Origin of the sequence: Mesorhizobium sp. Root552, assembly GCF_001427285.1 — a bacterium.
In the GTDB taxonomy this organism is placed as follows: Bacteria; Pseudomonadota; Alphaproteobacteria; order Rhizobiales; family Rhizobiaceae; genus Mesorhizobium.
This window is the reverse complement of sequence record NZ_LMFV01000005.1, coordinates 114,940-137,631: the sequence shown is the minus strand read 5'-3', so window position 1 is coordinate 137,631 and position 22,692 is coordinate 114,940. Positions and strand designations below refer to the sequence as shown.

Here is a 22,692-nt window from a genome sequence, read left to right as displayed (position 1 = left end):
CGCAATGAACATTCATTCAACCCCGCAGCTCACGCCTGCCGAGACTGCCTTGATCGAGGCATTCGGTGACAGGCTTACGCTGTTGCCGGGCGATGGCAACGTGATGTTGAAGCGCGACAACGCCATCGAGGCACTGAAAGCCGGTTTGCCGACGCGGCGTGTCGAGTCCTGGCATTACACGGATTTGCGCCGCCTGCTGACGAAGGTGCCGGAATTCGACGCTGCTCTTGAGGCAAAGACGGTCGCGCCGCTGATCGAGGGTTCGCCGGTGCTGCCGGTGCTCAATGGCGTTGCTGGAAAGCCGGCAGCGATCGAAGGCGTTACGGCAACCCCGGTCTCCGCCAAGCTTGCGGACGGCACCTATGCGGCAGCGCTCGGTACGCAGGGCGCCGATGACGCCATCGGTGCGCTGAATACGGCTTTCGTCGCCGATGGCTGGCTTCTCGATATTGCCGACGGCACCTCTCTGGACAAGCCGGTGGAACTGCAAAACATGCAGGCTGGCGGACAGGTTCATACCCGTTTCGCTGTCAAGGTGGGCACCGGCGTCACGGCAACCATCGTGGAGCGGCAGACCGGCACTGGCGCAGCGCTTGTTTCGTCGGTCGATAACCTGACTGTTGGCGACGGTTCGAATGTCACCTGGCTGATTGTGCAGGAAGAGCCTGACACGGCATCCTATTTTGGCCAGTTCAACGCCTGGATCGGCAAGGACGCCAAGCTCACGCTGTTTGTCATGAACGCCGGCGGCAAGCTTGTGCGCCAGGAAATCCGCGTCGTCACCAAGGGCGAGGGCTCGGACTTCCAGTTGCGCGCCATCGACCTTCTGGCGGGCGACACGCACACCGACGTCACCATGGTGCTGGATCATGCCGTGCCGCATACCGGGTCGCGTGAAATCATCAGAAATGTCGTCACCGGCAAGGCGCGTGGCGTTTTCCAGGGCCGCATCAACGTGCATCAGGTGGCGCAGAAGACCGACGCCAAGATGGCTTGCAACACGCTGTTGTTGTCTGACGACGGCGAATTCTCGACCAAGCCGGAACTCGAAATCTTTGCCGACGACGTTGCCTGCGGCCACGGCGCCACGGTCACCGAGATCAACCACAACCATCTGTTCTACCTGATGGCGCGTGGCATCGATGAAAAGACGGCGCGGGGCCTGCTGGTAAAGGCCTTCGTGGCGGAAGTCATCGAAGAACTCGAAGACGAACAGATCGTCGAGGCCCTGGAGCACAAGCTCGACGGCTGGTTCGCCACACATGGGTAAGGGAAGGCCATGACTTTTCTGCCTTCACCCCCCTCTGGCCTGCCGGTCATCTCCCCCTCAAGGGGGGGGATTGGCTGGACCGCCGCTTCGCCGGTGACTGCAACATTTGCGATTCTTGATACCATTGATGAAAAGACGATCTCCCGCCTTGAGGGAGAGATGACCGGCAGGCCAGAGGGGGGTGCCTTGGGCAGCCCCTCATGGGAGGTCTGAACATGGACCAGTCAACCGCAACACTTCCCTATGATGTCGAGGCGATCCGCCGCGATTTCCCCATCCTGTCGCGCGAAGTCTACGGCAAACCTCTCGTCTATCTGGACAATGGGGCTTCGGCACAGAAGCCGCAGGTGGTGCTGGATGCAATCCAGCATGCCTATTCGCTCGAATACGCCAATGTGCATCGCGGCCTGCACTTCCTGTCCAACGCTGCTACCGACGCCTATGAGAAGTCGCGCGAAAGCGTGCGGCGGTTCCTGAACGCGCCAAGCACCGACAACATCGTCTTTACCTCGAACTCGACGGCTGCGATCAACACCGTAGCCTATGGCTTCGGTATGCCGCATATCGGTGCAGGCGACGAGATCGTGCTGTCGATCCTCGAGCACCATTCCAACATCGTGCCGTGGCATTTCATCCGCGAGCGGCAAGGGGCCAGGCTGGTGTGGGTGCCGGTCGACGATCTTGGCGCGCTCCACCTCGAAGACTTTGAAAAGAGCCTGACAGACCGCACAAAGCTGGTTGCCATCACCCACATGTCGAACGCACTGGGCACGGTGACGCCGATCAAGGAAATCTGCCGCATCGCGCACCAGCGCGGCATTCCTGTTCTGGTCGACGGCAGCCAAAGCGCGGTGCACATGCCCATCGACGTGCAGGATCTCGACTGCGATTTCTTCGTGTTCACCGGCCACAAGGTCTACGGTCCTTCCGGCATCGGCGTTCTCTATGGCAAGCGTGAGCGGTTGGAGGCCATGCGGCCTTTCATGGGTGGCGGTGAGATGATCGAGGAGGTGACGGAGGATATCGTCACCTACAACGACCCGCCGCATCGCTTTGAGGCGGGCACGCCGCCCATCGTGCAGGCTATCGGGCTCGGCGCTGCGCTCGACTATATGGATAGCGTCGGTCGAGATCGCATCGCCGCGCACGAGGCCGACCTGAAAGCCTATGCGCATGAACGGCTTCGCGCGATCAATTCGCTGCGTATTTTCGGCGATGCTCCGGGCAAGGGCGCGATCGTGTCGTTCGAACTGCAGGGCATCCATGCGCACGACGTGTCGATGGTGATCGACAGGCAGGGCGTTGCGGTTCGTGCCGGCACGCACTGTGCCCAGCCGCTGTTGAAACGCTTCGGCGTAACATCCACATGCAGGGCGTCGTTCGGCATGTATAATACGAGGGCGGAGGTTGATGCTCTCGCCGAGGCGCTGGAAAAAGCGCGGAAGTTTTTCGGGTGACGAAAATGGAAGAAACGACAATGGTTGAGGCCACACCGCAGGAAGCGACGACAAACGGCGGATTTACTGCCTCTTCCATTCCAGCGGACGAACTGGCGCGGCTGACCGACGATATCATCTCGGCGCTGAAGACGGTCTACGACCCTGAAATTCCAGCCGATATCTATGAACTCGGCCTCGTCTACAAGATCGATATCGAGGACGACCGCTCGGTCAAGATCGAGATGACGCTGACGGCTCCCGGTTGCCCCGTGGCCGGCGAAATGCCGGGCTGGGTGGAGAATGCCGTCAGTGCTGTCGAAGGCGTTTCCGGCGTCGATGTAACCATGACATTCGACCCGCCGTGGACGCCTGACCGCATGTCGGAAGAAGCGCAGATCGCCTGCGGGTGGTACTGAAAGCAATTCCCGGAAAAGCGGGAGCCGGTTTGCGTTCGCAATCGCGACCGTTCGGCGGTCTTGCGCTAAACCGGAAACTTCACCATTTTAGGGTGAGACTCGCTCCGCCGGCCTTGAACCGGCGCGACAGTGGAGAAGGCAATGGGACGCTTTGTCGTCATCAGCATGACCGAGAAGGCCGCCGAGCGTGTGCGCGAGATTGTCGCCACGCGTGAAAACGCCCACGGCATTCGCCTTGGCATCAAGAAGGGCGGTTGCGCAGGCATGGAATATACCGTCGATCTTGTCACCGAGCCGGTGGCTAAGGACGACCATGTCGAACGTGATGGCGCCCACGTTTACGTGGCCCCGGAAGCCGCTCTTTTCCTGCTTGGCACGGAGTTGGACTTCGAACAGACGAAACTTCGCACCGGTTTCACCTTTCGCAACCCCAACCAGAGTTCGGCCTGCGGCTGCGGTGAATCCGTGGAGTTGAAGCAAGCCGACCTCAAAGCGCTGGCCGAAGCGCGCGGCGCTGCAAGCGCGGCCTGATCCGTCCGGTTGCGGTGGACGACGAGCGCATCCGGGAACTCTTTGACGGGCTAGGGGCCGTTTCCATCCGCCGTATGTTCAGCGGCAAGGGCATCTATCATCAAGGCGTTATCTTCGCGCTGATCCTGCGCGGCGAGCTGATGCTGAAGGGCGATGACGCCGTTGCAGCCGACTATGAAGCGGCAGGCGCCAAGCGCTGGACTTATCGCCACAAGCGCCACGGCAAGGAAGTGGCGATGCCCTACTGGACCGTTCCCGATGGCGCACTGGATGACCCTGACGAGATGACTGTCTGGGCGCGCAAGGCATATGAGGCCGGCTTGCGCGCAGGTAAGTGATGCCCGAAGCCTGGATGTCGTGTTGGCAACTAGGGTGTGTCGGGATTTGGATCAGGGTGAGCCGAAAACGGCAGCGTTCGAGAACCGAAGCGCAGTGTACACGAGGCTACATGAGCATCGGAAGCGCAGAAAGCTGCCGTTTGCAGGCCACCATCATCCAAATCCTACACCCTAGAGCGCCTTGGCAATCTGTGCCGCCAGCCGGGCGTTATTCTCGACCAGCGCGATGTTGGTCTTCAGGCTGCGACCGCTGGTAAGTTCCATGATCTTCGACAGCAAGAACGGCGTCACCGCCTTGCCGGTGACGTTTTGCGCCAGCGCCGCCTTCTGAGCCGCCTCGATGTGCCCGGCCATCTCATCGGCCGGAATCTCGTCATGCTGCGGCACCGGGTTTGCCACCAGCATGCCGCCATCAAGGCCGAGCGCCTGCCGTGTCTGGAACAGCTTGGCGATCTTGTTAGCACTGTCCAGCGTGAGCGGGGCGCGGAATGGCGACTGCCGCGACCAGAACGCAGGCATCACTTCGGCCCGATGGGCGATCACCGGAACGCCGCGCGTTTCCAGTACTTCAAGCGTCTTTTCGATGTCGAGAATGGCCTTTGCCCCGGCCGACACGACGATGACCGGCGTGCGCGCCAGTTCGTCGAGGTCGGCGGAAATGTCGAAGCTTGTCTCCGCGCCCTTGTGCACGCCGCCTATGCCGCCCGTGGCGAAAACCCGGATGCCCGCCAGATGCGCCGCGATCATCGTTGCGGCCACGGTCGTCCCGCCAGTCCGCCCTTCGGCAACGGCGAAGGCCAGATCGGCGCGCGACAGCTTCATCGCATCGCCGGTCATGGCCAGCGATTCGCGCTCCCCATCGGAAAGGCCGATCTTGATCCGTCCGCCGACGACCGCGATCGTGGCGGGAACCGCCCCTTCGTCCGTAACGATCTTTTCGACATTGGCAGCCATTGCTCCATTGTCGGGGTAAGGCATGCCGTGCGTGATGATCGTGCTTTCGAGCGCAACGACCGGGCGGCCAGCGGCCAACGCTTTCGCCACCGGCGCATGGACATCGATGAAGGGGCGGGCGCTTTCTGGCGTCATGATCGTCTCCGGCTATGCCGCTTGCTGGCTTTCAGCGTGCTTTTGCTGTCGGCGCATCTCATGCCACTTCCTCGACCTGCGGCACAAGGGCAAGCGCCTTGGCGAAGGAAGACGCATCGAATTTCGGCACGGCGTCCGGGCTTTCGATGGCAAGGAGCGCGGCGGCCACTCCTTCGCGCAATGCCTGGCGCAAATCGAGGCCTTTCAGCAATGCGGCCACCGTGGCGCCGGCAAGCGCATCGCCCGCGCCGGTTACATCCGCCACATGCCGCGCGGCGGGAGGGTTGATCGCGAATGAACCCTTCTTGTCAAACCCCAGGATCATTTCACTTCCAGAGGTAATGACACCGCTTCCAAGGCCAGCCTTTTGCAGCCCGGAAACCAGGCTTTGTATTGGAGCCTCGCGCTCCATCCCGGCAAGCGTCGCCGCCTCGCGTCGGTTCATGAACAAAATCGCAATCTGTCCCAGAATCGGAACGAGCCGCACGACCTTGGTCGGGGAAATGGCAACGGCGAAGATCGGCTTGCCTTGCGCCAGGCCAGCCAATCGCTCGAGTGCCGTTGTCGGCAGATTGGCGTCGCACAAAACGGCATCGACCGCATCCAGCGCCTCGCGCACCTTGGCCCGGCGCATCTGCTTGGGAAAGGCAGCCTCGTAAAGCGCCATATCCGCAAAGCCGATGATCAACTCGCCCTCGCGGTCCAGAAGCGCCGTATAGCTCGGCGTGGTCCGGTCGAGGAACGTTACGGACAAATCGGCAACGCCCGCTTCGACGATGGCCCGCGCAACCGTGTCGCCGGCGCCGTCGCCACCCCGCACGGAGAGCAGCGAAGCCGAAACGCCTCGGCGCACGGCGGTGCGCAGTGCATTGAACACACCCCCGCCAACATCCTCGCGCATCGTGCCGGGGTTGGAGGCGGCAGGTACATATGCGCCGGAGACCTGGCCGCGCCGGTCGACATGCGCACCGCCCACGGCAAGGATATTGGGTGAATGCGTCATGGCGAGCCTGCGGGTTTGTAGTGTCGGACGGACTTTAGTTTGGACGATCCACTGCCGCAATCGAACGGATCGATTCGCCAGCTTCCCTTGTGCGAGAAGGCTTCACAGCATCGTGCATATCGCATCGGGGGATGTATCCCCTTGAAACATGTAAGCGGTCGTGTTATGTAATTATGCATGAGCAACAAACTCCCTACTCTCCGTCAGTTCCAAGAGCGTTTCCCGACAGAGGAATCGTGCCTGGAGCACCTAATGGCTACCCGTTACGGTGCGCGGCACGCCTGCGCCAAATGTCATCGCGAAGCTAAGTTCCATCGCGTTGCCAAGCGCCGCTGCTATGAGTGCGATTTCTGCGGCAATCAGGTTTACCCGACAGCCGGTACGCCATTCGAGAACACGCGCACCTCCTTGCGCGACTGGTTCACGGTGATGTTCATGTTCACGACTTCCCGCAACGGCGTGTCCGCCAAGGAAGTCCAGCGCACCATCGGCGTGACGTACAAAACGGCTTGGCGCATGTGCAATCTCATCCGTCAGTACATGGGCTACGTCGATGGCGATAACAGCCTTGGCGGCAAGGACGGTGGCATTGTTGAAGCCGACGAAATGTTCTTTGGCGGCGTTGATAAGCGCGGCGAAGACGATAAGGCCATTGTGTTCGGTGCGATTGAGCGCGGCGGTGAAGTCGTTACGCAAGTCATCCCTAGCCGTAAGGCTCGCCATGTCATGCCCGCTATCTTGAAGTGGGTTAAGCAGGGTTCGCGCGTTGCGACTGACGAATTGCTGTCCTACGGCGAATTGTCAGAAAACGGCTACATGCACGGCACCGTGAACCATAGTGCCGGTCAATACGTGAGCGGCCAAGTTCACACCAACAACATTGAAGCCTTCTGGTCGCACGTTAAGCGGTCCATCAACGGGACTTACGTTTCGGTGTCGAAGAAGTGGCTCCAGACTTACCTTTGGGAGTTTGAGTTCCGCCAGAATCTTCGGAAGCATCCGCATCTGATGTTTGACCTGCTTTTGCAGTCTTTCCCACGCCCAAAGGCGCGCGCTTAAGCATCGCGTCTAGAAGGCGGTCGAAGCGGTGATTTGGTGATGTTGTCATGTGGACTCCTTGCCCGACTCTAAGAGATAAACGCCACTAGGGGAAACTTTGAGGCGGCAATTATTAAATGCCAAAGCGTGAGCGGGTTAAAGATAATGTATTTGGCATAGCATTCTTGATTGTATTGCTTGGCGGTGTTTACGCCCTATGGGATTTGGCCAAGCAGCAAGAATATACCGCTAGCGCCACCCAATATGCCGCCAACGAACAAGCCATAGCTAATGAAGAGATTGCGAGATGCTACGGTCTTGCCCCAGAAAAACGCCTCGTCTGCGTCAGCAAGGCGTACAATGCCCAGCGGGATGCAAATCGCGCTGAAGATGACGTAAGCGCACAAAAGTATATGGCCAATGCCTCCTTTTGGGCCTGGGTAGCCGCTTGGGCTCAATCTCTGGTCGCCGTTGGTGGCATATATTTCGTGGCCCGCACTGTAAGCCAAACCGGTGAGGTTTTGAGGATCACGAATGGTCAGATTCTTATTGAAAACAGGCCGTGGCTTAAGATCAAGTCCGTCTCGATCGAGAAAATCGAGGACGGCGACGGGCGCGAGGATGTTTCCTTGTGGGTTCTTGTCGAAAACGTGGGCAGCAGTCCCGCGCTCCATGTAGAGGCGAGGGCCAAGGTTACGAAGAATGTTATGGCTGGCATTGACAACGGTTCCGTCGATGACTTTGCCAAGCGGTGCATTGATGCTTCCTCGACCAAGTACGGAAACGTAGGTGTGTTCCCGCACGATTGCCCAAGCATCCTTGCTGACTGTGACGGCGACATTGAAGGCGGATATACTATTTTCGTTTGCGTGACTTATCGTAGTGCCATTTCGAAAAGCGACGTTCACCACATCGCCTCTGCCTTCGACGGATACAAGATCGGGGCATTGCGCATCAGAGGGCAAAGCTACTCGGTTAGCTGACGCGCCACCTAACCCCGCCACCATCATCGCCACCACTACCAGAATCACCGCAGCCCACTTCACGACACCACCTCGCGGCGGCCTTGATTCTGTTGTGGAATAATATTTACATGTTTGAGAGGGATACATCCTCGCATCGGATGCAAGTACAAAAAAAGAACAAATATAGATTTATATTTAAAATCAATATTTTAATGCCTATTGCCAAAAAAGAACAAAAAAGGTACAAAATAGCAGGGATCAACGGATTGTCCGGCTTTCATTGACGAACAAAGGGTGCTGTATCATGGCTCAGAATTCATTGCGGCTTGTAGAGGACAGTTCGGTGGACAAATCAAAGGCTCTGGATGCGGCCCTGTCGCAAATCGAGCGGGCTTTCGGCAAAGGCTCGATCATGCGTCTGGGCGCCAACGAGCAGGTGGTTGAGATCGAGACGGTGCCAACTGGCTCGCTTGGCCTTGATATCGCTCTTGGCGTCGGCGGCTTGCCGCGCGGACGCATCATCGAGGTTTATGGGCCGGAAAGCTCCGGCAAGACCACGCTTGCGCTCCACACGGTTGCCGAAGCGCAGAAGAAGGGCGGCATCTGCGCCTTCGTCGATGCCGAGCACGCGCTCGACCCTGTCTATGCCCGCAAGCTTGGCGTCGATCTGGAAAACCTCCTGATCTCGCAGCCGGACACCGGCGAGCAGGCGCTGGAGATTTGCGACACGCTGGTGCGTTCCGGCGCGATAGACGTGCTGGTGGTCGATTCGGTGGCGGCGCTGACGCCGCGCGCCGAAATCGAAGGTGAGATGGGCGATTCGCTGCCGGGTCTGCAGGCTCGCTTGATGAGCCAGGCGCTGCGCAAGCTCACCGCGTCGATTTCGCGCTCGAACACGATGGTCATCTTCATCAACCAGATCCGCATGAAGATCGGCGTGATGTTCGGTTCGCCCGAGACGACGACCGGCGGCAACGCGCTCAAGTTCTATGCATCGGTGCGTCTCGACATTCGCCGCATCGGTTCGGTCAAGGACCGCGACGAGGTCGTCGGCAACCAGACCCGCGTCAAGGTGGTCAAGAACAAGCTTGCTCCTCCGTTCAAGGTGGTCGAGTTCGACATCATGTATGGCGAAGGCGTTTCGAAAACGGGCGAACTGATCGACCTGGGCGTCAAGGCCGGCGTGGTCGAGAAGTCCGGCGCATGGTTTTCCTATAATTCGCAGCGTCTCGGGCAGGGGCGCGAGAATGCCAAGCTGTTCCTGCGTGACAATCCGGAAACGGCGCGCGAAATCGAACTGGCGCTCCGCCAGAACGCGGGGCTGATCGCCGAGAAATTCCTCGAGAACGGCGGCGAGGGCGGTTTGGAAGACGAAGCGGGCGAGATGTAGAATCCCGCCCATGTGAGGCGCACAGGCTTGCATTTCATCGGGTAACATAAGCCGCCGGTCTTTTAGGCCGGCGGTTTGCGTTTTGATGCCGGCTTGTCGTGTTCCAAGGCGATTTGGCTGGCTGTTTCGCTGGATTCGTACAGGCTTTTTTGTCTTTCTGGACAGTGCGAGGGCTGGTCGCTAAAAGGCCATGTTCTGTGCGCCGGCATTGCCGGCGTTTCCCGCGAAAAAGGCATCATTCATGAGTGGCGTGAACGAGATCCGGTCGACTTTCCTCGACTACTTCCGCAAGGAAGGCCATGAGGTCGTCTCGTCGAGCCCATTGGTGCCGCGCAACGATCCCACCTTGATGTTCACCAATGCCGGCATGGTGCAGTTCAAGAACGTGTTCACCGGTTTGGAAAAGCGCGGCTATTCGCGCGCCACGACCGCTCAGAAATGCGTGCGCGCCGGCGGCAAGCACAACGACCTCGACAATGTCGGCTACACCGCCCGCCATCTCACCTATTTCGAGATGCTCGGCAATTTCTCGTTCGGCGACTACTTCAAGGAGCGCGCCATCGAGCTTGCCTGGAACCTGATCACGCGCGAGTTCGGTCTGGCCAAGGACAAGCTCCTCGTCACCGTCTACCACACCGACGACGAGGCCGTGCGCCTGTGGAAGAAGATCGCCGGCTTTTCCGAAGACCGCATCATCCGCATCCCGACGTCGGACAATTTCTGGGCCATGGGCGACACCGGCCCTTGCGGCCCTTGCTCGGAAATCTTCATCGACCGCGGCGAGCATATCTGGGGTGGCCCGCCCGGCAGCCCGGAAGAGGATGGCGACCGCTTCCTGGAGTTCTGGAACCTCGTCTTCATGCAGTACGAGCAGGTCACCAAGGAAGAGCGTGTTGATCTGCCTCGCCCCTCGATCGACACCGGCATGGGGCTGGAACGCATGGCGTCGATCCTCCAGGGTGTCGAGTCGGTCTTCGAGACCGACCTGTTCCGGCACCTGATCGATGCTGCGGCGTCAGTGCTCGGTCGGGGGCCGGATAAGGAAACCACGGCTTCGTTCCGCGTCATCGCCGACCACCTGCGCTCGTCCTCGTTCCTGATTGCCGACGGCGTGCTGCCGTCAAACGAAGGCCGGGGCTATGTGTTGCGCCGCATCATGCGCCGCGCCATGCGCCACGGCCAGTTGCTTGGCGCGAACGAGCCGCTGATGTGGAAGTTGGTGCCGGCGCTGTTGCGCGAGATGGGCCAGGCCTATCCCGAACTGGTGCGCGGCGAAGCGCTGATCACCGAAACGCTGAAGCTTGAAGAAACACGCTTCCGCAAGACGCTGGCGCGCGGTCTGCATCTGCTGGAAGAAGCCACTGCGGATCTTTCCGAAGGCGCGATGCTGGATGGTGAAACCGCGTTCAAGCTCTACGACACTTATGGCTTCCCGCTCGACTTGACGCAGGATGCGCTGCGCCAGCGCAACATTTCCGTCAATCTCGACGGCTTCAACGATGCCATGCAGCGCCAGCGGGCCGAAGCGCGCGCCAACTGGGCGGGCTCCGGCGAGGCCGCAACCGAGACAATCTGGTTTGGCCTGCGAGAAAAGCTCGGGGCCACCGAGTTCCTCGGCTACGACACGGAAAAGGCTGAGGGCGTCGTGCTGGCGCTGGTTGGTGACGGCAAGGAAATAGAGACCGCTGCCAGTGGCGGCACGGTTGCGGTGATCGTCAACCAGACCCCGTTCTACGGCGAATCCGGCGGCCAGATGGGCGATACCGGCAGGATTGCCGGAGATGGGTTTGAAATTGAAATCACCGATACGCAAAAGAAAGTCGACGGCCTCTTCATCCACCTTGGCAAGGTGGTAAACGGCACGGTCAGGGAAGGGGCGGCGGTAGAGCTCCAGGTAAACCATGCGCGTCGCTCGCGGTTGCGGTCGAACCATTCGGCAACCCACCTCATTCACGAGGCCTTGCGTGAAGTGTTGGGCACCCACGTCGCGCAAAAGGGTTCGCTCGTTGCGCCGGAACGGCTGCGTTTCGACATTTCGCACAACAAGTCGATTTCGCCGGAAGAACTCGAGCAGGTCGAGCGCATGGCCAACGAGATCGTCGTCCAGAACGGGCCCGTCACCACCCGGTTGATGTCGGTTGATGATGCGCGCGCCGAGGGTGCGATGGCGCTCTTTGGCGAGAAATATGGCGATGAGGTTCGCGTCGTCTCGATGGGCACCGCCTTGCACGGCGAAAAGGCCAATCGCCCTTATTCCATCGAGTTGTGCGGCGGCACGCATGTCAGGGCAACCGGCGATATCGGCATGGTCCGAATTCTCTCGGATAGCCCGGTTGCGGCCGGCGTTCGGCGTATCGAAGCGCTGACGGGCGAAGCTGCGCGTCGTCATCTGGATGAACAGGATCGCCGCCTGAAGGCGGTGGCGGCCACGTTGAAGATTTCGCCGGCCGATGTTCAGGCCCGGGTCGAGGCCCTGCTCGACGAGCGCAAGAAGCTGGAACGCGATCTTGTCGAGGCACGCAAGCAGCTTGCTCTCGGTGGAAGCTCGACGGCCGGAGGGTCGTCGGAGAACGAAACGATTGCCGGCGTGGGCTTCCTCGGCAAGGCCGTTTCGGGTGTTTCGCCGAAGGATTTGAAGCCGCTGGCCGATGCCGGCAAGAAGTCGCTCGGTTCGGGCGTGGTTGTCTTCGTCGGCGCTGGCGAGGATAACAAGGCAAGCGTCGTGGTCGGTGTGACAGACGACCTGACGGGCCGGTTCAGCGCGGTGGAACTCGTTCGCGTTGCCTCGGCTGCGTTGGGCGGGCAGGGCGGTGGCGGCCGGCCGGACATGGCTCAGGCAGGCGGCCCGGATGCCTCTAAGGCGAACGATGCGATTGCGGCGGTAAAGGCGGCACTGGCCGCCGCGTAACCGAGCCAACACGAGCGCTCAACCTCTGCGTTCCCCATCTCTTCCAAGGGAGCGCACCCCTCCGCTTCGTCATCCCGGAAACGAGCCGAGCAAAGCGAAGGCGAGGCTGTCCGGGATCCATTCCGTGACATCGCGGCAGTACAATGGCGGCGGAAACCTGCCGTTTCTGCGCAAACGCCGACGCCTCCCGCTCCCCCTCCTCAGGGGGAGAGGGTAAGGGTGAGGGGCAGCGCCAAGTTGCCGAACGTGGATCAAACGCGGGCTGACCTCCACCCAACCCCTTGTTCCTGCATACCTACCACAAAAATCTCACCCCTCACTTATCCCCACCCTCCGCGCCTCCCGCATACTCCATGCCATCGCCCTTGCGGGAGACCTGGTGCGCACCGGGTATCAGGGAAGGGCGTCGGTGCCGGGCTGGTCGTCTTCGGTAGGCGGCTGGGTGATGAACCCCTAAGTTCGGCCCTCGAACCGGGCGCAGTGTTGCCCGCAGTTGTCGGCCTTCAAGGCCGGAGCTGCGGCATGGCCGGTGCATCGGTTGAGGGAAGCCACCGGACGGGCGGCCGCAAGGCCGCATACTTTATCTAAACGAGCGACCGAACGGCCGCCCGTCCTCCCGACCTCATCAGAGGTCAGTTCTTTGACAATGGCCAGACGGCTTTAGCCGGGCGTGGCAACCATAAAGCACGAACTCCGATAGCCGTCTGGCCATTCCTCGGGGTCCCCGCCAGCGACGNCTTTGACAATGGCCAGACGGCTTTAGCCGGGCGTGGCAACCATAAAGCACGAACTCCGATAGCCGTCTGGCCATTCCTCGGGGTCCCCGCCAGCGACGCGCGAAGCAAGGAGCTTAAGGGTGGGGCAAGGATTCGTCCCCGCCAGCGACGCGCGAAGCAAGGAGCTTAAGGGCGGGGCAAGGATTCGTCCCCGCCAGCGACGCGCGAAGCGAGAGAGCTTAAAGGCGGGGCAAGGAATTCCCAGACGCGAAAGCGGGCGTGGCAACGAATAGGCACAACCATCTCTTCGTCATCCCGGAAGCGAGCCGAGCGAAGCGACGGCGATGCTGTCCGGGATCCATTCCGTGATAGTGCGGCAGTGTGAAAGCGACGCAGAACCGGCTGCGCCGCCCTTTGCCGCTCAGGCCATCGCCTTCTGCAGGTTCTCGTCTACCTTGTCGAGGAAGCCGGTGGTGGACAGCCACGGTTGGTCCGGGCCGATCAGCAGGGACAGGTCCTTGGTCATGAAGCCGCTTTCGACGGTGTTGATGCAGACCCGCTCCAGCGTTTCGGAAAAGCGCTTCAAGTCGGCATTGTCATCCAGCTTGGCGCGGTGCGCCAGTCCGCGCGTCCAGGCAAAGATCGAGGCGATGGAGTTGGTCGAGGTTTCCTCGCCTTTCTGGTGCTGGCGGAAGTGGCGGGTCACGGTGCCGTGCGCGGCTTCGGCTTCCACCGTCTTGCCATCCGGCGTCATCAGCACGGAGGTCATCAGGCCGAGCGAGCCGAAGCCCTGTGCCACCGTGTCGGACTGGACGTCGCCGTCATAGTTCTTGCAGGCCCACACATAGCCGCCCGACCACTTCAGCGCGGAAGCCACCATGTCGTCGATAAGCCGGTGCTCGTAGGTGATCTTCTTTTCCTTGAACGCGTCCGCGAATTCCTGCTCGTAGACTTCCTGGAAAATATCCTTGAAGCGGCCGTCATAGGCTTTCAGGATCGTGTTCTTGGTCGAGAGGTAGACCGGGTAGCCGCGCAGCAAGCCATAGTTCAGCGAAGCGCGGGCGAATTCACGGATCGACTCGTCCAGATTGTACATGGCCATGGCGACGCCGGCGCCGGGTGCATCGAACACGTCATGCTCGATCACCTTGCCGTCTTCGCCGACGAATTTGATCGACAGCTTGCCCTTGCCGGGGAAGCGGAAATCGGTGGCCTTGTACTGGTCGCCGAAGGCATGGCGTCCGACGATGATCGGCTTGGTCCAGCCCGGTACCAGGCGCGGCACGTTCTTCATGATGATCGGCTCGCGGAAAATCGTTCCGCCGAGGATGTTGCGGATGGTGCCGTTGGGCGACTTCCACATCTTCTTGAGCTTGAATTCCTCGACGCGGCCTTCGTCGGGCGTGATGGTGGCGCACTTTACACCAGCACCATACTTCTGGATCGCATGGGCGGCGTCTATCGTCACTTGGTCGTTGGTGGCGTCGCGATGTTCGACGCCGAGATCATAGTAATCGAGGTTGATGTCGAGATACGGGTGGATCAGCTTGTCTTTGATGAACTGCCAGATGATGCGCGTCATCTCGTCGCCGTCGAGTTCGACGACCGGGTTCGCCACCTTGATCTTCGCCATGAAAAGTGCCTCGTTTCTGGAAATCTGAGCGGCCGTGCCGAAGGGACTGGCCGAGGATGAAGCCCGTATATCAAAGCCATTGTAAGCGCGCAAACGACACGAGTGCTCCTGTTCTCGGCATTTGGGAGCATGGATGCGTGGCGAAAGGCCGTTTTTGGCGAGGATGAGATCAGGTCGGTCTCGCGAGGTCTTGGAAAAGCCTTCATTTTACGAGCCGGATATGGCAGGGACGGCGCCAACGCCGCATCAAGACCGTTCGCCGAACACCATGCCTTCCAGCAAAGACCAGCAGAAATCCCCGATGGCAGGGCCTGTCATTATCCTTGTCGAGCCCCAGCTTGGCGAGAATATCGGCATGGTGGCGCGCGCCATGGCCAATTTCGGCCTGTCTGAACTGAGGCTGGTCAATCCGCGTGACGGCTGGCCGAGTGAAAAGGCCCGTGCTGCGGCAAGCCGGGCCGACCATGTCATCGATGGCACGCGTGTGTTCGAAGATCTCGCATCGGCGATTGCCGATCTCAATTTCGTGTTTGCCACCACCGCACGCCAGCGTGATGGTTTCAAGAGGGTCGCCGGGCCGGTCGAGGCGGGCAGGACGCTTCGAAGCCGTTCAGGTGCCGGGCAGCGGACGGGCATCCTGTTCGGGCGCGAGCGCTTCGGGCTCAACAATGAGGAAGTCGGTCTGGCCGATGAGATCGTGACATTCCCGGTCGATCCCGGCTTTGCTTCGCTTAACATCGCCCAGGCCGTGCTGTTGATGTCCTACGAGTGGATGAAGTCCGGGCTTGAGGACGAGACCCGGACCAACTTCTCCGGGCCGGAAATGGCGCCCGCGACCAAAGAGCAGTTGCATGGCCTGTTTGCTCATCTGGAAGCAGCACTCGAGGCGCGTGGGTATTTCCGCCCGGCGGCGAAGAAGCCGAAGATGGTGGACAATCTGCGCGCTGTGCTGACCCGGGCCGGCTTTGCCGAGCCGGAACTCAAGGTTTTGCGTGGGATAGTTGCCTCGTTGGACTATTTTTCGCCGAAGGAGCCGCGCGGCGCGGGTTATCCCGAGCGCAAAGCCAAGGTGGATCGCGCTTTGCATGCGGAGGATACGCAACCCGACACGTCGGGCGAAGGGTCGGATCGTGACTGAGCAACCGATCCTGATATTCGATTCTGGCGTCGGCGGTCTCACCGTGCTGCGCGAGGCTCGGGTCCTGATGCCGGATCGCCGCTTCATATATGTCGCTGACGATGCCGCTTTCCCCTATGGCGCATGGGAGGAGCCTGCCCTGAGGTCACATATACTCGACCTTTTCGGTGTGCTTCTGGATCGTTTTCGCCCGGAAATCTCGGTCATCGCCTGCAATACTGCTTCGACGCTGGTTATCGATGCCTTGCGCGAGAAATTTCCCGGCCATCCGTTTGTCGGCACCGTGCCGGCGATCAAGCCGGCTGCGGAACGCACCCGTTCCGGGCTGGTGTCTGTGCTGGCGACGCCCGGAACAGTGAAACGCCAATACACGCGCGACCTCATCCACCAGTGGGCATCGAAATGCCATGTGAGGCTGGTTGGCAGCGATCGGCTCGCGGCTTTGGCGGAGCTTTACATGCGCGACGGCTTCGTCGACGAAGAGGTAGTGCGCGATGAGATAGCGCCTTGCTTTGTGGAACAGGACGGTGCTCGCACCGATATCGTCGTGCTTGCTTGCACGCACTATCCTTTCCTGGTCAACCGCATGCGCAAGACGGCACCGTGGCCGGTGGATTGGCTGGACCCTGCGGAAGCGATTGCCCGCCGGACGCTTTCGCTGGTTGCCAAATGCAACGCCGAGAATTTCCGCGAGGCCAATGGCGCTGAACCGGATCTGGCGATGTTCACCTCCGGAAAGGCTGAGTTTGCAACCCGCCGGCTGATGCAGGGATTTGGCCTCGCGCCCTCTCGCTAGCGGAACATGCCGCGGAGCAACGCGTTCTCTCCTGAAAGGAGAAGCGCCATGCCCGCTACCTCAAAAGCCCAGCAAAAGGCCGCCGGTGCAGCTCTTTCGGCCAAGCGCGGCGAAACCAGAAGAAGCGAACTCAAGGGCGCATCGAAGGAAATGTATGATTCGATGAGCGAGAAGCAACTCGAGGAGTTCGCCGAAACCAAGCACAAGGGATTGCCAGACAAGAAGTCCGAGGATTGATCGGGACACCGCCCGGCCGGTTGACTTGGCAGGAAACGGAATGCGGCGGGCAGCGGCTTGTCCGATAGTCGCGGCGAACAAGATAAGGACGCCGCAATGAGTCTCGACCAAACCGTTTCCTCGCTTGACTGGACACGCATCGCAAACGCGCTCGACGAGTTCGGCGTGGCCACCACCGGACCTTTGCTGAGCCGGATCGAATGCGAAGCCTTGCGCGATCTCTATGGCGGAGAGGGGCAATTCCGCAGCCGCATCGTCATGCAGCGGCATGGTTTCGGATCGGGCGAATACAAGTACTTCGCCAACCCGCTCCCCGAGCCCATCGCGACGCTGCGGGAAAGCTTTTATGTCCGTCTTGCCCCGCTTGCCAATGAATGGAACCGGCGCATGGGGATCGAGCGCCGCTATCCGCCAAAGCTCGATGCTTTTCTCGCCGAGTGTCATGCCGGCGGCCAGGAAAAGCCGACGCCCCTTCTGTTGCGGTACCGGGCCGGCGACTACAATTGCCTGCATCAGGACGTCTACGGCGCAAACCTTTTCCCGATCCAGCTTGTCATCTTGCTGAGCCAGCCAAGCGTGGAATTCGAGGGCGGCGAGTTCCTGCTGACCGAGCAGCGGCCGCGCATGCAGTCGCGGGCGGAAGTGGTGCCGCTCGGGATGGGGCACGGCGCGCTGTTCGCCGTCAATGACCGGCCCAAGGCGGGAACCCGTGGCGACTATCGCGTCAAGATGCACCACGGCGTCAGCCGCATCCGCTCGGGTGAACGTTTCGCCACCGGTGTGATCTTCCACGATGCATCGTGAACTGGTAGGGCAGCCAAGGCTTTGCTGAGGGATTGCTTGACAACAGGCAGCCCCTCCTTTAGAGCCACGCCAACACCGGGCCGCAATGCCCGGTGGTTTTTATTGTGAGTGCCGCGAAACCGGCCGGAAAGCTGTTCTGCACTTTTCCTGGTTTCGCTCTACGACGTGTCCCGTGGATCGTCCGTCGCTTTGCGCGGAAGATCCTGTCAGGTCTCGAAAAAGGAGGCCAGAGGAGGGCGCGTTTCCTTCACTCGAAACATGAGGTTTCGGGTGTATTGTTTTGAAAGGGAATGCGATGAGCAAGCGCGAATCCGCGAAATACAAAATCGATCGCCGCCTTGGCGAAAACATCTGGGGCCGTCCGAAGTCCCCGGTCAACAAGCGTGAATATGGTCCGGGCCAGCACGGTCAGCGCCGCAAGGGCAAGCTTTCCGACTTCGGCCTGCAGCTGCGCGCCAAGCAGAAGCTGAAGGGTCACTACGGCGACATTTCGGAAAAGCAGTTCCGCAAGACCTATGAAGAGGCCAACCGCCGCAAGGGCGATACGCCGGAAAACCTGATCGGTCTTCTTGAGTCGCGCCTCGACGCCATCGTCTACCGCGCCAAGTTCGTGCCGACCATTTTCGCGGCCCGCCAGTTCATCAACCACGGCCATGTCAACGTCAACGGCCGCCGTACGAACGTCGGTTCGTACCGCTGCAAGCCGGGCGACGTCATCGAGGTGCGCGAGAAGTCGAAGCAGCTCGTGATCGTGCTGGAATCGGTTGCTCTGGCCGAGCGCGATGTGCCGGACTACATCGAAGCCGACCACAACAAGATGGTGGCTACCTATGCCCGCGTTCCGGGCCTGTCGGACGTGCCGTTCGCCGTCCAGATGGAACCCAATCTGGTCGTCGAATTCTATTCGCGCTGATTGGAGCTTTCCGCTCATTCGACGAGGCCGCCTTCGGGCGGCCTTTTCGTTTTTGGCAGGTTTATTCATCGCTACGCGGGCCTTCGAGCCGCTCTTGCCTTCTCCCCTTGTGGGAGAAGGTGCCTGAACGAAGTGAAGGAGGATGAGGGGTTTCAGCGCTCCGTCCAACACCCCTCATCCGACCTCGCTGGCGCTCGGCCACCTTCTCCCACAAGGGGAGAAGGCAGGTCGCCGCACACTTATTCATTGCCACGCCCGCTTTCGCGTCTGGCCATTGTCAAAGAACTGACCTCGGTTGAGAGGTCGGGAGGACGGGCGGCCGTTCGGTCGCTCGTTTAGTAAGGTAGTGCGGCCTTGCGGCCGCCCGTCCGGTGGTCTTGCCTTACCGGGGGCAGCAATGACGCTGAAAGCCCCGATCAAGGCCCGGACTTGGGGGCTCATCACCCAGCCGCACACCGTCATGCGACCAATCCGGCACCGACGCCCTTCCCTGATACCCGGTGCGCACCAGGCCTCCCGCAAGGGCGATGGCATGAGTATGCGGGAGACACGGAGGGTGGGGATAAGTGAGAGGTGAAGTTTTTGCGGAAGTGAGTGGGATCAAGGGGTTGGGTGGAGGTCAGTCCGCGTTTGGTCCACGCTTGGCCAGTTCGGCGCTGCCCCTCACCCTTACCCTCTCCCCCTGAGGAGGGGGAGAGGAGGCGTCGGCGTTTGCGCAGAAACGGCAGGTTTCCGCCGCCATTGCACTGCCGCGAGGTCACGGAATGGATCCCGGATATTCCTTTCTCGCTCCGCTCGAAAGCGAACTGCGGGATGACGAAGTTGAGGAGGCAGCGCTCCCTTGGCCGGGATGACGTAGCTTTAGTTTCTCGCTCCGGCTTCCGGGATGGTGCCACGCGCGGAGAAACACGCGAAAAACCGCTTCGCAGCGGCAAGGGTGATGTTGTAAGCCGGTCGGAACGCAAAGACAGGCCGAACGACATGAACATGCAGTCCGAACCCATCGCCGATACGGAGGGCGGATATCATCCGCTGTTCAGGGATGCGCCGTCGTCGGTGGAGTTCAACAAGCTGCGCAAGCGCGTGTTGCGGCTGACCCGGCAGGCCATCGAGGATTTCGCCATGGTCAAGCCCGGCGAGCGCTGGCTGGTGGCGCTGTCTGGCGGCAAGGATTCCTACGGCCTGCTTGCCATCCTGCTCGACCTCAAATGGCGCGGGCTCTTGCCGGTCGATCTTTTGGCTTGCAATCTCGACCAGGGCCAGCCGAATTTTCCGAAGCACATATTGCCGGATTATCTCAACGCCAACGGCATCGCCCACCGCATCGAGTATCAGGACACCTATTCGATCGTTACCGACAAGCTGGCAGAAAACAGCACCTATTGCTCGCTGTGTTCACGGCTGAGGCGCGGCCATCTCTACAGGATCGCACGCGAGGAAGGGTGCTCGGCGCTGGTGCTGGGACACCATCGCGAGGACATCCTCGAAACCTTCTTCATGAACCTGTTCCACGGCGGCCGGCTTGCCGCCATGCCGCCCAAGCTGCTTAACGACGACGGCGACGTCATGGTGCTTCGGCCATTGTCCTACTGCGCCGAAAACGATCTGGAACGGTTCGCCTCGGGCATGCAGTTCCCGATCATCCCTTGCGACCTGTGCGGCAGCCAGGACGGCCTTCAGCGCAACATCATGAAGGCGATGCTGGACGACATCGAAAAGAATATGCCGGGGCGCAAGGACACGATGATCCGGGCGCTGACCAATGTGCGCCCGTCGCATCTGCTCGACCGCAAGCTGTTCGACTTCGCCGGTCTGGCGTTCGGTTCTGCCGGTTCGGAGTAAACGGGTAGATCACAAGACCTGTACGGGCTTTATGCCCCTCACCCTTACCCTCTCCTCGTAGAGACGGGGAGAGGGGGGCGTCGGCGTTGGAGCTTCTTCCTTCTCCCCGTTTACGGGGAGAAGGTCCGGCAGGGGATGAGGGGCGATTTCCCTTTGACCTAAACCGGCTTGTTGTGCGGTTGGAACAGCTTGCCGCGTTCCGCGACGAGAACGAAGACAAGGCCGGCCAGGGCAACGCCGAAGAAGCCGGCTCCGAGCGGCGTCGTCGTGCCGTCGAAAGCCTGGCCGAGCAGCGCGCCGATCAGCCCGCCGCCAGCCGTGCCCATGAAGCCGAGTACGGCGGAGGCTGTTCCGGCGACATGGCCGAGCGGCTCCATTGCCAGCGCATTGAAGTTCGAGCCGATCAGGCCGAACTGGAACATGGCCAGTGCGAATAGCAGCAGGAACAGCGGGAACGGGATGGTTCCGAACAGCGACAGGACGAACCAGACGGCGCTCACCAGCATAAAGCCGATGAGCGCTCCGTGCGACAGGCGGCGCATGCCGAAACGCCCGACAAGGCGGGAGTTGAGGTATGAGGCAAGCGACATGAAGGCTGCGACCGTGGCGAAAGCGACCGGGAACAGTGCTCCAAGCTCGTAAATGCCGACATAGATCTGCTGGGCCGAGTTGATGAAGCCGAACAGCGCGCCGAAGATGAAGGTGGAAGCCAGCGTATAGCAAAGCGCCACGCGGTTGGTGAGCACGATGGTGAACGCTTCGCCGACCGAGCGGATGGTGAAGGGACGTCGGTCTGCCGGGTTCAGCGTTTCCGGCAACCTCAGCTTCATCCATAGCGACACGGCAATGGCCGCGACGGCCATGAAGACGAAGATGAGGTGCCATTCGCCGAACAGCATGATGACCTGGCCGGTGCCGGGCGCGATGATCGGGACGATCATGAACACCATCATGACCAGCGACATGACTTCGGCCATCTGCCGGCCGCCGAAGACGTCGCGGATGATGGAGACGGTGATCACGCGCGTGGCAGCCGAGCCGATGCCGTGCACGAAGCGGAACAAAAGCAGGGCCTCGAAGGTGGGCGCGAAGGCGCCGAGGAACGCCGCGACTATGTAGATGCCGAGGCCGGCCAGCATGGGTGCCTTGCGGCCGAAGCGGTCGGCAAGCGGGCCATAGGCGAGCTGTGCAACCGCAAAGCCCATCAGATAGGCCGAGATGACATACTGGCGATGGTTTTCGCTTTCGACGCCGAGGCTGGCGCCGATTTCCTGCAGGCCCGGCAGCATGATGTCGATGGCAAGCGCATTGAGCGCCATCAGCATCGCCATCATGGCGATGAATTCCACCTTGCTCATGCCAAGCAGGCGGGGCGGTGCCGTATTCGCGGTAGCGTCCATTTCATTCACCCGTAAGAGAGCAACAAAGGCGCCGGGGTGGCCAGCGCCTTCAGAAGCAGTCCCGACAGGTGCCGGAACCGGAGAGGAAATTGGTGTCTAGGTCAGGCGGCGCCTTTGACCTTGATGCCCTTCTCGTCGAAGAAGGTTTGCAGTTCACCTGCCTGGAACATCTCGCGCACGATGTCGCATCCGCCGACGAACTCGCCCTTGACGTAAAGCTGGGGGATGGTCGGCCAGTTGGAATATTCCTTGATGCCCTGGCGCAGCTCACTGGAATCGAGAACGTTGATGCCCTTGTAGTCCACGCCCACATAGTCGAGGATCTGCACGACCTGGCCGGAGAAACCGCACTGCGGGAAGCCGGGGGTGCCTTTCATGAACAGCACGACGTCGGTGTTCTTGACTTCGCTGTCGATGTAATCGTTGATGCCGCTCATGGCCAATCCTTTCAGGCCTGTGGGAGCCAGGCCGCAAAACTTTGCTTCCAGATAACCCCGTGTGCGCCCGGAAACAAGACGTTTGGCGTCCCGATACCCAAATGGCGCATCAATTGGCCCGGTTTTGGGCCAAAGCCTTGATCAGTCGGGCGCGCTGGTCTGCAGCGCCAGGGCGTGCAGGACGCCGCCCATGTTGCCGCTGAGCGCATTGTAGACCATCTGGTGCTGCTGCACCCGGCTCTTGCCGCGAAAGCTCTCGGCCACGACTTCGGCGGCATAGTGGTCGCCGTCGCCGGCAAGATCGCGGATCGTCACCTTGGCGTCCGGAATGCCTTCCTTGATCAGCCGTTCGATGTCGCGCGCGTCCATTGCCATATCGTATTCCCCGT

21 protein-coding genes are annotated in these 22,692 nt (G+C 60.7%); 15 read left to right on the top strand and 6 right to left on the bottom strand.

Going from position 1 to position 22,692, the window contains the following annotated elements; translation table 11 throughout:
- Positions 1-4: 4 nt before the first annotated feature.
- The 5 genes from sufD to ASD50_RS03330 all read left to right on the top strand — a co-directional run bounded on the left by sufD (position 5) and on the right by ASD50_RS03330 (position 3,994).
- Complete coding sequence (gene sufD / locus ASD50_RS03350; RefSeq protein ID WP_056236086.1) at positions 5-1,270, top strand: Fe-S cluster assembly protein SufD; 1,266 nt, start codon at positions 5-7, stop codon at positions 1,268-1,270.
- A gap of 215 nt (positions 1,271-1,485) precedes the next feature.
- Positions 1,486-2,727 (top strand): cysteine desulfurase, encoded by a 1,242-nt coding sequence (locus ASD50_RS03345; RefSeq protein WP_056236083.1) that lies wholly within the window; start codon positions 1,486-1,488, stop codon positions 2,725-2,727.
- Between the two features lie 20 nt (positions 2,728-2,747).
- A complete protein-coding gene (locus ASD50_RS03340) occupies positions 2,748-3,125 on the top strand; it encodes an SUF system Fe-S cluster assembly protein (protein WP_162251976.1) in 378 nt (125 codons plus the stop codon).
- A 141-nt stretch (positions 3,126-3,266) separates the two neighbouring features.
- A complete protein-coding gene (gene sufA, locus ASD50_RS03335) occupies positions 3,267-3,656 on the top strand; it encodes a Fe-S cluster assembly scaffold SufA (protein ID WP_056236077.1) in 390 nt (129 codons plus the stop codon).
- Positions 3,657-3,670: 14 nt separating this feature from the next.
- The gene (locus ASD50_RS03330; RefSeq protein WP_056236072.1) at positions 3,671-3,994 is read left to right on the top strand and encodes a TfoX/Sxy family protein; all 324 of its coding nucleotides are present in this window, start codon (positions 3,671-3,673) and stop codon (positions 3,992-3,994) included.
- Positions 3,995-4,165: 171 nt separating this feature from the next.
- Here ASD50_RS03330 and ASD50_RS03325 read toward each other — a convergent pair whose 3' ends face one another.
- Together ASD50_RS03325 and ASD50_RS03320 are read right to left on the bottom strand one after the other, a co-directional pair.
- A complete protein-coding gene (locus ASD50_RS03325; protein WP_056236069.1) occupies positions 4,166-5,083 on the bottom strand; it encodes a pseudouridine-5'-phosphate glycosidase in 918 nt (305 codons plus the stop codon).
- Positions 5,084-5,141: 58 nt separating this feature from the next.
- Complete coding sequence (locus ASD50_RS03320; protein ID WP_056236066.1) at positions 5,142-6,086, bottom strand: carbohydrate kinase family protein; 945 nt, start codon at positions 6,084-6,086, stop codon at positions 5,142-5,144.
- A gap of 177 nt (positions 6,087-6,263) precedes the next feature.
- On the opposite strand from ASD50_RS03320, the gene ASD50_RS03315 reads away from it, so the two are divergent.
- The 4 genes from ASD50_RS03315 to alaS all read left to right on the top strand — a co-directional run bounded on the left by ASD50_RS03315 (position 6,264) and on the right by alaS (position 12,387).
- Positions 6,264-7,145 (top strand): IS1595 family transposase, encoded by an 882-nt coding sequence (locus ASD50_RS03315; protein ID WP_056236063.1) that lies wholly within the window; start codon positions 6,264-6,266, stop codon positions 7,143-7,145.
- A 116-nt stretch (positions 7,146-7,261) separates the two neighbouring features.
- Entirely contained in the window at positions 7,262-8,107 is an 846-nt protein-coding gene (locus ASD50_RS03310; protein WP_056236059.1) for a hypothetical protein, read from the top strand.
- Positions 8,108-8,393: 286 nt separating this feature from the next.
- Positions 8,394-9,479 (top strand): recombinase RecA, encoded by a 1,086-nt coding sequence (gene recA, locus ASD50_RS03305; RefSeq protein ID WP_056236056.1) that lies wholly within the window; start codon positions 8,394-8,396, stop codon positions 9,477-9,479.
- 241 nt (positions 9,480-9,720) lie between these two features.
- On the top strand, positions 9,721-12,387 hold the full coding sequence (gene alaS / locus ASD50_RS03300) for an alanine--tRNA ligase (protein WP_056236213.1): 2,667 nt from the start codon (positions 9,721-9,723) through the stop codon (positions 12,385-12,387).
- 1,137 nt (positions 12,388-13,524) lie between these two features.
- On the opposite strand, the gene ASD50_RS03295 is transcribed toward alaS, so the two are convergent.
- Positions 13,525-14,736, bottom strand: coding sequence for an NADP-dependent isocitrate dehydrogenase (locus ASD50_RS03295; RefSeq protein WP_056236053.1), 1,212 nt, complete (start codon positions 14,734-14,736; stop codon positions 13,525-13,527).
- 268 nt (positions 14,737-15,004) lie between these two features.
- Here ASD50_RS03295 and ASD50_RS03290 point away from each other — a divergent pair, with 268 nt between their 5' ends.
- The 6 genes from ASD50_RS03290 to ttcA all read left to right on the top strand — a co-directional run bounded on the left by ASD50_RS03290 (position 15,005) and on the right by ttcA (position 20,466).
- The gene (locus tag ASD50_RS03290) at positions 15,005-15,874 is read left to right on the top strand and encodes an RNA methyltransferase (RefSeq protein WP_056236210.1); all 870 of its coding nucleotides are present in this window, start codon (positions 15,005-15,007) and stop codon (positions 15,872-15,874) included.
- Positions 15,867-16,670: a glutamate racemase gene (murI, locus tag ASD50_RS03285; RefSeq protein ID WP_056236049.1), complete on the top strand. Its 804-nt coding sequence runs from the start codon at positions 15,867-15,869 to the stop codon at positions 16,668-16,670. The genes ASD50_RS03290 and murI overlap by 8 nt, the downstream gene beginning before the upstream one ends.
- A 48-nt stretch (positions 16,671-16,718) precedes the next feature.
- Positions 16,719-16,907, top strand: a complete 189-nt coding sequence (locus ASD50_RS03280) for a DUF3008 family protein (protein WP_056236044.1) — start codon at positions 16,719-16,721, stop codon at positions 16,905-16,907.
- A gap of 96 nt (positions 16,908-17,003) precedes the next feature.
- Positions 17,004-17,711, top strand: a complete 708-nt coding sequence (locus ASD50_RS03275) for a 2OG-Fe(II) oxygenase (protein WP_056236205.1) — start codon at positions 17,004-17,006, stop codon at positions 17,709-17,711.
- A gap of 295 nt (positions 17,712-18,006) precedes the next feature.
- On the top strand, positions 18,007-18,624 hold the full coding sequence (gene rpsD, locus ASD50_RS03270; RefSeq protein ID WP_056236041.1) for a 30S ribosomal protein S4: 618 nt from the start codon (positions 18,007-18,009) through the stop codon (positions 18,622-18,624).
- A 981-nt stretch (positions 18,625-19,605) separates the two neighbouring features.
- Positions 19,606-20,466: a tRNA 2-thiocytidine(32) synthetase TtcA gene (ttcA, locus tag ASD50_RS03265; protein ID WP_056236202.1), complete on the top strand. Its 861-nt coding sequence runs from the start codon at positions 19,606-19,608 to the stop codon at positions 20,464-20,466.
- Positions 20,467-20,624: 158 nt separating this feature from the next.
- On the opposite strand, the gene ASD50_RS03260 is transcribed toward ttcA, so the two are convergent.
- The 3 genes from ASD50_RS03260 to ASD50_RS03250 form a co-directional block, all read right to left on the bottom strand.
- Positions 20,625-21,824: a multidrug effflux MFS transporter gene (locus tag ASD50_RS03260; RefSeq protein WP_056236198.1), complete on the bottom strand. Its 1,200-nt coding sequence runs from the start codon at positions 21,822-21,824 to the stop codon at positions 20,625-20,627.
- A gap of 143 nt (positions 21,825-21,967) precedes the next feature.
- A complete protein-coding gene (gene grxD / locus ASD50_RS03255) occupies positions 21,968-22,303 on the bottom strand; it encodes a Grx4 family monothiol glutaredoxin (RefSeq protein WP_056236038.1) in 336 nt (111 codons plus the stop codon).
- Between the two features lie 141 nt (positions 22,304-22,444).
- Complete coding sequence (locus tag ASD50_RS03250; RefSeq protein WP_056236035.1) at positions 22,445-22,678, bottom strand: BolA/IbaG family iron-sulfur metabolism protein; 234 nt, start codon at positions 22,676-22,678, stop codon at positions 22,445-22,447.
- Positions 22,679-22,692: the final 14 nt, after the last annotated feature.